Source organism: Dyadobacter sandarakinus, from assembly GCF_016894445.1.
Classification (GTDB): Bacteria; Bacteroidota; Bacteroidia; order Cytophagales; family Spirosomataceae; genus Dyadobacter; species Dyadobacter sandarakinus.
Genome location: NZ_CP056775.1, coordinates 1,776,326 through 1,789,450 on the forward strand (window position 1 = coordinate 1,776,326; position 13,125 = coordinate 1,789,450).

The window sequence follows — 13,125 nt, forward strand, 5'->3', positions numbered from 1 at the left end:
TCAATTAAAACTTAATATTCAGACCGAGGTTCAGGATGCGCTGCTGCGGGTAAAACTGTCCGCTGTTGCTGTTGCCTTCCGGATCATAATCCTTCACGCTGGTGATGGTAAAGAGGTTGAACGCACTGGCATAGATGCGCAGCGACGCGATCTTGATCTTGCTCAATGCCGCTTTCGGAAGCGTGTAGCCGATTTCCACATTTTTCAGACGAAGGAATGAAGCATTGTTCAGCCAGAAAGTACTGTTGTACAACCCGCCATTGACCGACGAGGATGCACGGGTATCGACACGCGGATAGCTGCCATCGGGATTGGTCGGGCTCCACCGGTTATCGGCCCAGCTGCTGTAGAAGTTCCCTACCTGGCCCGACTCCGGCAGCACGTACTGGCTCACCATTCCCTGACCTGAAAACACGACTGATGCATCGAAAGCCTTGTAGCCCGCATTGAGCACCATGCCGTAGGTAAGCAGCGGCACGTTTCCGTAAGGTGTGCGCGTCTGGTCGTCGGCAGTGATCTGCCCGTCGCCATTATGATCTTCGTAGATCAGGTCGCCAAGCTGTGCGCCCTGAAGGTGAGGGTGGGCATCCAGGTCGGCCTGGCTGCGGAATATACCGATTGCATTGTACAGCAGGTTGGTATACAGCGGGCCGCCGGTCTGGCGCTGGTAGTCGAGCAGGCCGGGAGCCTCGTCAATAAAGACGATTTTACTTTTGGCATACGTAATGTTCCCTGAGATACCGTAGCGGAATGCTCCTGCATGGTTGTAGCCCAAAGTAGCCTCCACACCCGAACTGTTGACCTTCCCGATGTTCTGGTCAGGAACGAGCGCGCCTGAACCGTAAGGGTTTACAATACCCGATACATTCGGAATGGATGCATTGCGCGCTGCCAGTATATCCGAGCGTTTTTGTTGGAAGTAGATAAATTCAAGGCTGAAATTTTTGAGGAAAACCGCATTGATACCCAGGTCCATTTTCTTCGCCACCTCCCAGGTAATATCAGGGTTGGCCAGCTTGGTCAGGTCGATGCCCGGTGTGATCACATTTGAGCCAAGAACATACTGGTTGTTGAAGGAATAGTTGTTGTAAAACTGGAACTGTCCTACGTTATCATTCCCCAGCGAACCATAAGAGGCCCTGAATTTCAGATCATTGACAAAGTTCACATTGTTTTTAAACCAGTCCTCCTGGGAAATCCGGTAGCCCACAGACACCGACGGGAAAAATCCGTACTGCTTGCCTTTCGGGAACACCGACGAACCGTCGACACGGGCCTGTACTTCGGCCAGGTATTTTTCTTCAAAATCGTATGCGATACGGCCTATAAAGCTTTTTCGCGTGAAGTTGTAGCTGCTGCCGGAGTTATTCTTGTCGGTAGCCGCGGCGCCTCCCTGTGAAAGTTCCGGCGTGGAAGCCGTCGGGAAGTTGATGCGGGAAGCTCCGAAGGAACTTTCGTTACGCTTATTCTGCTCGTAGGCTGCAAATGCATTCACATGATGCCCGCCAAATTGCCGGACATAGTTGAGGCGCAGGTTCTGAGTGATGTTGGTAATGTTCACCTGCGACTGGGTGAGCGAAGCCGCACCTGCTGATCCGCCCGTCACCACGGGTGAGTAAGCGCCGCTGGCAGCATCGTAGCCGTACAATGTATACGGAATACTGAAGCTTTTTGAAAAATTGAAAGACTTGTCTACGGAGTAAAATCCGTCAATGGATAATCCTTCAATAAAAGGCAGATGGTAGCTCGCCTTCAGAATCCCGTTAAAAACCGAAGTGGGATTGTTTACAGTACCACCCAGGTCGGTTCCCAGCACGACCGGATTGCTGTTTTCAACACCGGTGGAGTAGTTTCCATTCGGGTAGCGCGCAAGAACAGTCGGGTATGCCCGGTAAATGGAGCGGAACGTATTGCCGGCTGAAGAAATCGGGAACTGGCGGTTTTCCTGGCGGCCTGAGAGAGAAAGGCTTACCTGAAAATCCTTCGTGACATTGGCATCAATATTGGAGCGGAAGTTGTATTGCTTGTACTTGGTAGCGCCGTTTTTATACAAACCATCCTGGTAGATCGTCCCCAGCGACACATAGTATTTCACATTTTCGGTACCGCCATTGATGCCCAGGTTATGCTGGTTCTGCAAGGCAAAGCTTTTCAGCGTTTCTTTCTGCCAGTCGGTATTCGGATAATTGATCGGGTCAGAACCGCTCCTGAACTTCTCAATTTCCTCGGCGGTGTAATACTGGTTCATGCCGCCCGCAGGATTGTTATAGTAGTCGATTTCGTTGAGGATCGTTGCATATGTGCCTGCATTGGCCAGCTTCGGCAGGCGCGTGGGCGATGAAAAACCCTGGTTGAAGCTGTACGAAATCACCGGCTTGCCCGTGGTACCGCGCTTGGTCGTGATCAGGATCACACCGTTGGCGGCCCGGCTCCCGTACACTGCCGCAGAGGCATCTTTCAGGATGGAAATGCTTTCAATATCATTGGGATCAATGCGCTCGAGTCCGCCAACCTGGCCGGGAATTCCGTCCACCACGATCAGCACATCATTATTACCTGTGGATGCAAAGCCGCGGATCGTGTAGCTGGAACCATCATACCCCGGCTCGCCGCCGCGGTTATTGGCCACGAAGCCCGAGAAACGTCCCGCTAGCGAGTTGGACAGGTTGGGCTGCGGACTTTTGACGATATCCGCTCCTTTTACTTCCGATACCGAGCCGGTGAGCGTCGCTTTTTTCTGCGTACCATATCCTACGACCACGATCTCATCCAGGGTTTTATCATTGGTAAGCAGCTTGACGTCGATCACACTGCGGCTGGTGACCGGCACCTCCTGGTTCACATACCCGATGTAGGTAAACACGAGCGTACCATTGCCATCGGCAAGACTGAGGGAATACTTGCCGTCGGCATCCGTAGTGGTACCGGTGGATGTTCCTTTCAGGATCACGCTTGCTCCCGGAAGCGTTTCCCCGTTTTCGGCCGTGACGGTACCTGTTACCGTAAGGGTGGTTTGGGCAAAACCGCAGAGGGCGGTCATTCCCAGGAAAAAGGCTAGGAGCATGCGCGCCGGTCGCACGGTTCCGCGGAACAAACGTGGCGATGCGCTGCGCTTTTGAAAAAATTTCATCATAAATAATGGATTTGAAAATGGGTATAATTGGTCGTCAGCTTTTATAAAAAGACCAATCAAAAGTAGGATTATTTGTATCCGACCAGCAGGGGACATTCTCACATTAAAGAGGGGGCAAATCGGTAAGAAGCTATTTTTTCGGGGGGTGAAAAGCTACATTTTAGCAGTATAATGCTACTGCTACCCCGAAATATGAAATTTCGGCGCAAAATTGGAGCAACAACACTGGCAGGATGGCGCGGCACCCGGCAGCCCTGCCCTGACGGCTTATTCCTCTACTTTATTCTGAAAAACACCCCGATTTACATGAGCGCTGACGTGAAATGGGTTCCGGAATTTCTTGACGTACTCGGAAGGCTTCATGCCAAACAGTTTGAAGAACTGCTCCCGGAAATACTTGATGTCATTGATCCCGACCTGGTAGGATACTTCCGAAATCGTGATGTCGGTAGTAATAAGCATCTGCGCAGCCCGGCGCAGGCGGATGAAGCGGATGAAGCTGTTGGTTGACTGGCCCGAAATGGCCTTGATTCGATTATACAATGTAGAGTGGCTCATGCCGATCTCGGCCGCCAGTACCTTAATGGAAAATTCAGGGTCAGTAAGATGACTTTCAACAACCCGGATGCATTCTTTTAGAAACTCCTTGTACTCGGCGGAAATTTTGAAGTCATTGGCCTGCAGAGTGATTTCATTGTAAAAATACCGCTGCAGATCGCTCCGCCCTTTGAGGATCGCATTGATCCGGGCTACCAGCATCTCCTTGTCGAACGGTTTGCTGATATAATCATCCGCTCCGCCTTCAATGCCTTTCAGCCGGTTCTCCTGGGAAGTGCTAGCTGTGAGCAGTACCACCGGAATGTGGCTCAGCGTCACGTCAGTTTTGATCTGCAGGCACATATCGATACCGCTCATGCCCCCCATCATCACGTCACTGATCACGATGTCGGGTACATGTTTACGGACGAGCGAAAGGCCGTCCTCCGCATTTCCTGCCTGTAAAAGCTTGAACTGGCCCGCAAAAGCCTGACCGATGTATTGCCGGATATCCTCGTCATCCTCCACGATCAGCATGGTTTTGATGTCGGAGCTGAGTTCCTCCATGATCATCTGCTGGCTCGGAATAGCCGATGCCGCGAGCATCACCTCTCCTTCTGAAAGTTCTTCCAGCAGTACCGAGTTACCTTCCGGAGTGACAGCAGGCGCATTTTCTGCAATCAGTGCGGGATGCGATTTGTAGAGCAGGATACTGAACACCGTACCGGTACCGGGCTCCGAGTCAAAGGAAATTTCCCCAAAGTGGCTTTCCACGAAGGTTTTGGTCAGGTACAGTCCGATCCCGAACCCGCCCTTGGAGGGAGAACTTTTATCCTGAAACTGATGAAAAACGTTGTACACGCTGTCTCTTGCAGATTCAGGAATACCCGGACCACTGTCGGCCACACGGATTTCGACCTGCTCACCTTTGTCCACAATTCCGAGGCTTACGCTCCCATTTTTAGGCGTGTATTTAAGCGCATTGGAAAGCAGGTTGAACAAGGCGATCTCGATCTTCTCACGATCTGCGACGATCTCCATATGCTCGTCGCTGCTGGTGAACGTATAGGTAATGTTGCGCTGCTCGGCCTGGTGCGTAAAGCAATGGTACACTTCCAGTCCGAGGCTCGTAATATTGCACACGGCCGGGTTCAGCTTGTCGGCATGGAGGTCGGCCTTGCGGAAAAGAAGCAGCTGATCCACCAGGCTGAGCAGCCGCTTGGCATTGCGGTACACAATGTTCAGACTTTCCCGGGCGGGATCAGGGGCATCGGCTTTCAGCAACAGCTCCCGCACCGGATTGATGATCAATGTGAGCGGTGTACGGAACTCGTGGGAGATGTGGGTGAAAAATGCCAGCTTCTTCTCATTCAGCTCTTTTTCTTTACGTGTCTCAAAGTGGGCCAGCTGCACTTCGTACCGGAGACGCGCCTGCCGGATTTTGTACTGCTGGTAATAATAAATCAGCAAACCCGCAGCAGCCAGGTACAGCAGGTAAGCCCACCACGTCTGGTACCAGGGCGGCAGGATCCGAACATGGAGCGAGGCAAACTTTTCAGACCATACACCGTCCTGATTGGCAGCTTTTACCTTGAAGATATAATTTCCGGCCGGCAGATAGCGGTAGGTCGCTGACCTTTCATTTTTTACGTAATTCCAGTCTTTATCCAGCCCCTCCATCTGATAGGCAAAATTGTTGAGGTCAGGATAGGCGTAATTGAGCGCAGTATACGCAATGGTAAATACGGACTGGGCGGGCTGAAGGGTAATTTCCTGCTGGCTGGAGATTTTGCTTTTCAGGATCACATTCCCGTCCCGCTCCTCCCCGATATGTACATCCTGACCAAAAAGGGACAATCCGCTGAGCATAACGTCCGGCTTGAAGTCAGAGGCCCGGATGGCCGCAGGATAAAAGAGGTTCCAGCCCTGCGTACCGCCAAATACCATGGATTTTTCTTTGGGATTGTACAAGGCCGAATTGGGATTAAACTGCCCGCCCTGCAAACCGTTGCTCTGATAATAATGCTCAAAGCGGTGTGTGGCCATGTCCAGGCGCGACAACCCTTTGTTGGTACTGAACCAGACCTTGTCTGCACTTTCCGGCTGAATGGCGTACACCACATCATTGGGCAGCCCGTTTTTTTCGGTAAAATGTTGGGCCCGGCCTTTTTCAGGCTCAAAAACGACCAGTCCATTCCCTTCTGTACCTACCCACAATCGGTTTTTGACATCATAGTACAGGGAAAATATGATGTGGTTGGAAAGATAAACGGCTCCGCGCGGATCATTTAAAAATGATGTAAACTTCATAGTCGGCACGTGGAGGTAATTGAGGCCGCCGCCGTAAGTCCCTACCCAAAGGTTCCCGCGGTGATCCTCCGCGATGGCCCTCACATCATTGGAGTTGATATTGCTGTTTCGGGTAATGAAGTGTCTGAATCTGCCCGTTTTCCTGTCCAGCAGGTCGAGCCCTCCCCCATTGGTACCCACCCATATATTTCCTTTTTTGTCCTCATAGATGACCCTCACATCATTTTTGGCCAGGCTGGCGGGGTCTTTTGGATCATTGGCAAACTGCCGGAAGGTCTCTTTGGCAGGATCGTACAGAAACAAGCCCCTGGCATACGTCCCGAACCATAACCGGCCGTCGCGCCCTCCATGGGCAGCGATAACCGCCCCGCCCCGGAGTGCGCCGGGGCGGTCGCTGCGCGCGTAGTGCCTGACGATCTCACCATTGGTGCGTGTTTTATAAATACCATCCCCATCCGTTCCCAGCCACAGGAAGCCGTCGGCATCCACGCACATCCCGTAATACCTGAGGTAACTTTCTGCCCTGCTATCCTGTACCTTGCGGGTAAAACTCCGGAACTTGGCCGGAATGCTGCTGATCAGGTACACGCCCTCGCCGTAAGTACCCAGCCAGGTATTTTTGTCACGGTCAATATATATGGCCTGCACAGACCGCTGGGTAATACCCTGATTTGCAGAGTCATTTACCTTCACAAACTCGAAAGTTTCCGGCTCTCTCCCGCCTACCTGGGCCAGATCGAGGCTATAAAGCCCGCCGTCCTGCAACCCGACGAGCAGCTGGCCGCGATCGTTCTTGGCAAGCGACAGGTAAATATCGCTGCGCAGATTGGCCGGCAAATGGAGCACATGCAACGCTCCCGATGACCGCTTGTACAGGATCAGCCCCTTCGCAGAAGCGATCCAGATGTTATGCAGGTGATCTTCAAAAATTGCATTGATCCGCGCAGAAGGTACATTTTTCAGGTCGAGGGAAGCCTTGTGCAAAGCTTTGTTTTTGCCTTTTTTAAATACCTCTATACCCGACTCCCGCGTACCCAGCCAGAGCATTCCGCGCGAGTCTTCAAATGCATTCAGGATGGAGTTGGTTGAAAGTCCCGGCAGGGTGCGCTTGTTGTAATAGGTAAATGCAGCTGTTTTCTTGTCAAAAAGCGCAATGCCGGACCCATTGAGTGAAACCCATAAGTTGCCGCCGGCAGCCTGGGCAATATCGCTCACATCATTCCCCGGCAACCCGCCACCGGGGCTGGGTATGTACCGCCGGAAGGTTTCCTGATCAGCTACAAACTCATTGAGCCCGTTCCGGGAGGTAGTCCAGATGGTACCCTCCCGGTCTCTGAAAACCGATCTCACGTAATTCCCCGAAATGCTGCGGGGATCGTCGGGATTGTTCTTGAAAACCTTGAAAGAAGTACCGTCAAAGCGGTTGAGACCGTCACCTGTGGCAAACCACATCAGGCCGTCAGGGCCCTGCACGATACTGTTCACAATTCCGAAGGACAGGCCCTGGCTCAATGAATACTGAAGCACCCGGCCGCTTTCCGCAGCAGAGCTGAAAACAGAATTGAGGCCCAGCAGGAAGAGAAGCAAAACATAGCTTCCAGTCCTGGCCCCAAGTCTAAACACATCCATATCTCACATTTACTTTACATAAAGTTAATGGATTTACGGCGTAATCTCTGATTAGCTCCGCCAGATGGGCAAGTATTTCCCTGTCCTCACGATAGGATCGGCACTGCGGCGGACACCAGCAATACCGACAAAAGCATGGACAGAAACACAAGGATCGAAGACTGTTCCTCGTCTGCTTTCAGGAAAGCTGCAAATACGGTTACGTTAGCTGCAATAGGGAACAAAGGCACCAGGGCCAGCATGGTATAGTCGTCTTTTTCCAGACTCTGGAAGATGAAATGCGCAGCCAGCACAATGACGGCCATGATGGCAGCAGCAGCCAGGGTCCTCACGGTCATCAGTTTCAGGTAGTAGCCGAACCGGATGTTCCGGAAGTCTACATCGGCCAGCTGGAAACCGACGATCATCATACCCAGGGCCGAAACCGTAAAGCTGACTACACTGATCGCGGGCTTTATCGCTTCGGGCGTTTCCACACCGGCAAGCTTGCAGATTACCCCGGCCACGAATACATACAGGAAAGGAATACTCAGCATTTCCGTCAATGCTTTTTTGCCGTCGAACTTGGTCCGCGCTACCTGGTAGTAGCCGATTGTATCGCCATACAGGGCCGAGCCGAGGTAAATGCAGATTAAGACACTTACACTTTCCTTCCCGAACATGGCCGTGACAATGGGGATACCAAAAAATGCAATGTTGAAAAAAGAAAAAGAACTGCGCAGCAGCAGCGGATCGGTATCGCTGCCGATTTTCTTGTGTACACCTTTGGCCACATAGTTCATGGACAAAGCCAGCAAGAAAGTCAGCACCGGCAGCACGAGCAGCTTGGAGGGCTCGGCGTCGAGCATGTTGCTGAACACGAGTGCCGGCAGCAGCACATTGATCAGCGGCTTGCTGATATACTCCGACTTGAAATTGAATTTCTTTCCTACAAAATACCCTACCGCGATGAATGCCATTACCGGCAGGAGCTTGCCGTACACTTTAAGAAGCTCTTCCAAGGATCTGGCCGGTTAGGTGGCGGCAGAGCTTGCCAATCATTTTTACATTGAACCATACTGCATTCACATCTAGCAGTACACCATTGGTAATGTGACCGATGGCATAAAAATGAGGATTGACCTGATTGTCCGTGATCACCTGCATGGTTTCGGTATTTACCTTGATACCCCCCACCGGATCTGCTTCCACCAGCCCGTCGGCAGCCAGGCTTTGCATCAGCTCGGACTTCATGGTCTTTACCGAAGAAGCAGGCCCTGTAGCATTGATCAGGTATTTTTCAAATGCCTCCTCACCTTTGCCGTACTTCATACAAAAGCCTTCCTGATCATCGTCGTACTGCACATCTTCCAGGTGACTGAAAACTTCAAGGCGGTTATCGTGAAACAGACCGGCCACGCGCTCCGCATTGTAGAGGGGCATGCAGTGCCGGTTGATCGCCCAGAAACGCCCAAGCCATTTCTTGAATTTTTGTTTCTCATCCGCATCCAGCCACTTCCACATTTCTGAACTGTCGTACCTGAGTGAATACGGGATGTTGATGAGTGCATCGCCCCCGTCCCGGGCAATGGCGATATCTTCATCCAGTCGCTCCTGCGCAGATTTATCTTCCCGGCTTACAGCTTTCCAGTCGATTTTGCCGCCTGCATAGTTCTCCGCTTCCTGAATAAACAACCGGAACACCTCTTTGGCGGTCGGGTTCCTGAGCTTGCTTCGCTGTATTTCGTGCAGGTTTTTGAGTGTGATAAAGTTGCGCTCTACCACCGCCTGCTTGTCGGGCTGCACGCGAGGCATGAGTCCGTCGAGGGCGTAGCAGCGGATTTTACCCGTATAACCATTATCGGCCAGGGTCATCAATGCATCAATCGCGCTCAGGCTCGATCCCAGTACTGCTACATCGGCCTCTTTGGGAATTTTGGCGAGAATCGGGTCTGATGGCCAGGGCGAACCGAAGTAGTTTTCCTTGTCATTCAGCTCGGGATAATTATCCGCTACCGGCGTGCCGGGTGCCAGTACCACAAAGTCGCACTGGTGTTTACGGTTATCAGACAGGCGGATCTCAAATTGCTCTCCCGACTTGGTGATGCTGAGCGCCCTGGCATGAATCACGTCTACCTGCATCCCCTCTTCCTTGGCGAGGGCAAAGTAATGGTCAAACTGCTCTTTCAGATAGTCACCGTAAAGCCGGCGGGTCGTAAATGCTTCGTCGCGGCCCTGGTTGTCCACCACTTCATGTCCGACGCGCTGCTCGTGGCGGATAAGCCACTCACTGAAATGCTCAGGCTCGCTGAAATGGATACCCATGAGATCCGCCTGCGTGTTCAGGATGTGGCCGGGCTCTTTGGTACCGAAGGCGAGGCCTTTACCTACCTCTTCGTTTTCCTCGATGATTGTGATGCCTACCTCCTGGTGGCGAGAAGCGATGCGGAGTTGCAGAAAAAGCTCAATGTACGCCGAGATGCCGCACGCACCTCCGCCAATAATCGCAATATTGGTCAAACTCATTATGTATGTTCCTGTTCGTTGTTGTGTAAGCCTGCATTGCAGGTTTAAGTAGAAGTAAAAAGAACCGTGCTAAGGCATTACAGCACAAGCCTGAGTAATCACGACATCAGAAATACTCCCCCGGTGCAAGCTGGAACCCACCGGGTAAACTGCGCGGTAACAAAAAAGCGGCACCCTGGAAGAGGGTGCCGCCGTCTGCGGCCCGAGCCGCGTATTTCAGCCAGGATTTAAAACGAATACCTCAGCGTTACGCCGTAGGTTCGCTGGTCGCCTACGATACCGGCATATTGCCCGTAGCTGCCCGGGGCTGCAAGAAGCAGCTCGTAGTAGTCTTTGTTGAAAATATTTCTTGCCCAGACAAAAACTGAAATTCCATTGGAAGCCCGGAAGCCCGCGCGACCGTTGGTCAGTGAGTAACCGTCAATGTTCAGGTACTTCGAAGGTGACGGGCTTGATGAGAACTTGGAGCGGGCAAACACGTCAACACCGAGGAAATAGTTGCCTTTGAGTCCCAGGAACGTTCCTTTGGTATTTACCTCACCTCCCACGGAGCCCGACCATTTGGAGATACCCGGAAGTTCCCCGCCGGAAACATCCTTGAAAGCCTGCGGGCCGCCTACTTCTTCCAGCGGTACGGGCGCATTGGCAAATTTCACATACTTACCGTCGGTGTACGCTACTGCCGCGTTCAGTGATAAATGCGGCCAGCGAACGTTTCCGTCCAGCTCGACCCCTTGTACACGTACTTTCTCTGCATTTGCCAGGTAGCCACGGTTCACACCCGGTTCAGGCGTTTGTACCTGAGTCTGGTAATCACGGATGTCTGAGCGGTACACGGTCAGGTTCAGGATCGAGTTGGCAGTAGGCTTGGTTTTGAATCCCAGCTCCTTATGCTCCACATGCTCCGGTTTTACGTTTGCAAGGTCCAGCAGGATGGCACCATTTGCGGTAGGCAGACCACCCACGTTCACACCGATGGGCTTATAACCAATCGAGTAGGTTGCAAATGCATTGAACCGCGTGCTGGGACGGTATTGGGCGGATAGTTGGCCCGAGAAGTTACCCTGGTCATAATCCGTGTCAAAGGCCTGATCAGAGTAAACACCTTTTTTCAGCGTCAGCAGCGCTGCATCGGTGGTCTGCAAACCTCCGTACGTTTCCCTTTTATAGTTTACAACCTTCTTATCGTAGTTGTAGCGCACGCCGGGCAGTATATGAAACTGGCTGGTGACCGCCCAGTCAACGTTGGCAAATACCGCCAGTGAAGTGCTCTTGATGCGGTTGGTGGTACGGATCCCGAAGTTGTCAAACAAGCCCGGTGTTTTCCAGAGCTCGCTGGTAGAGCTTTGCGCAAACCGCCATTGTGCCGATCCCGCTTCTTCCGTCTGGACCGGATCCGATTTCAGGTCCTGCCACAATCCGAACAACCCTACTACCCCGCTCAGCTTGGGCGAAATTTGTCCTGAATAACGAAGCTCCTGCGACCATTGATCATGTACGGAGTTCCCCGACGAGATCGTGAACACGGGCAGGCCAATGTAGTCGCGGTCGTTGAGCGGCACCCACTTCCAGTAGCGCCAGGCCGACGTGGAAGTCAGCGTACCGTTCCCGATTTTGATATCCGCATTTACCGAAACACCGCCCAGGCGATTATCGGCCTTGGAAGGTGTATCCAGGTCGAGTTTTCTTTCAAATGCACTTTTATAAGGAAGTGAATAACCCAGGTCTGCAATGATCGCGTTGAACTGGCGGTAAGCAGGGCGCAGCGTAGGCACCACACCGGCTACGGGCCAGCCATAACCATTGGGTTTCTGATCGGAAAGGTCGCCGATGACCGTAATAGCCACCTTGCTGCTGGGAGTATACAGGAACTGGCCGCGTACCCCGAGGTTATTGATGTCGTTGATCGGCTGCTGGGTATGTACGTTGTAAAACAAACCATTGCGCTGGGTACCTGTAAAGGAAACCCTTGCTGCGAGCTTTTTGCTGATGGGGCCGGTCACGGAGGCTTTTGCCTGCACAAATCCGAAATTTCCATAGCTCAGCTCAAAGCTGCCGCCCGGATCAAAGCTGGCGGCGCGGGTTGTAATATTGAAGGCGCCGGCAGTGGTATTTTTACCAAAAAGGGTACCCTGCGGCCCACGGAGAACTTCAATGCGGTCAATATCAATGAAGTCGAGCGCGGTGGCAGCGGGCCGTGCATAGTACACCCCATCCACATAAAACCCGACGCCAGGGTCTATCCCGTCGTTCGTAAGTCCGTAGGTGGAGCCCAATCCGCGAATGTTCAGCGTGGTATTGCGTGCATTGGATACATAAAGCTGCACGGTAGGCACAAGCTCCTTCAGCCTGTTCACATTGAATGCGCCTGCGTCCTCGGCGGCCGATCCCCTGATTACCGAAATGGGGATAGGTACTTCCTGGGCCGATTCCTGACGGCGGCGTGAAGATATAATGACGTCTTCCAGCTTGCCCGCAGCGGGATCAAGCTTGATCGTGATATTGCCGCCGTTTACCACCACTTCCTTTTTGGCATACCCTAAAAAAGAGACGATCACTGTGAATGGAAGTTTCTGGCCTGTTACCAGCTCAAACTGACCGTTCGCATCGGTGGCGTCACCATTGGTAGTGCCTTTGATGGTCACCGTGGCACCTACGAGCGGGGTATCAGAAGTGGCATCGAGCACGGTACCCGTAACGGTTGCATTGATAATGGGCTGATCCTGAGCTTGGGCAAAAAATGAAACAAGAAGAAGACTGGAAATGAAGATGGTTTTAAAAAATGGCTTCATACAAGAGGTAGTTCTTTCGGGATTTTTTTGATGGTGTTAAAGGCTTCGGCAGGCTTGGGTAGTACCCGGCTGCAAAGCTTTCCGGTAAAGCAGGAGCTGGTGACAACAGTGAGGTATAATCGGTGGTTGCATAAATGGATTTAAAAGTTTGCGGGCAAAGCTAAACAAAAATATTAAATATATAGAAATGGTAGAGTACTGTTTTCAGTGTCTGCTCCG

The 13,125-nt window shown here is 52.2% G+C and carries 5 protein-coding genes; all 5 read right to left on the bottom strand.

Going from position 1 to position 13,125, the window contains the following annotated elements; all coding sequences use genetic code 11:
* Positions 1 to 4: 4 nt before the first annotated feature.
* The 5 genes from HWI92_RS07030 to HWI92_RS07050 all read right to left on the bottom strand — a co-directional run bounded on the left by HWI92_RS07030 (position 5) and on the right by HWI92_RS07050 (position 12,906).
* Positions 5 to 3,133 (bottom strand): SusC/RagA family TonB-linked outer membrane protein, encoded by a 3,129-nt coding sequence (locus HWI92_RS07030; protein ID WP_204662048.1) that lies wholly within the window; start codon positions 3,131 to 3,133, stop codon positions 5 to 7.
* A gap of 267 nt (positions 3,134 to 3,400) precedes the next feature.
* Entirely contained in the window at positions 3,401 to 7,609 is a 4,209-nt protein-coding gene (locus HWI92_RS07035; protein WP_204662051.1) for a hybrid sensor histidine kinase/response regulator transcription factor, read from the bottom strand.
* A gap of 86 nt (positions 7,610 to 7,695) precedes the next feature.
* Positions 7,696 to 8,610, bottom strand: a complete 915-nt coding sequence (locus tag HWI92_RS07040; RefSeq protein WP_204662054.1) for an AEC family transporter — start codon at positions 8,608 to 8,610, stop codon at positions 7,696 to 7,698.
* Positions 8,594 to 10,114 carry an FAD/NAD(P)-binding protein gene (locus HWI92_RS07045; RefSeq protein WP_204662057.1) on the bottom strand — a complete coding sequence of 507 codons (1,521 nt, stop codon included), beginning with the start codon at positions 10,112 to 10,114 and terminating at the stop codon, positions 8,594 to 8,596. Before HWI92_RS07045 ends, HWI92_RS07040 begins: the two co-directional genes overlap by 17 nt.
* Positions 10,115 to 10,341: 227 nt before the next feature.
* Positions 10,342 to 12,906: a TonB-dependent receptor gene (locus HWI92_RS07050; RefSeq protein ID WP_204662060.1), complete on the bottom strand. Its 2,565-nt coding sequence runs from the start codon at positions 12,904 to 12,906 to the stop codon at positions 10,342 to 10,344.
* Between the last annotated feature and the right edge of the window lie 219 nt (positions 12,907 to 13,125).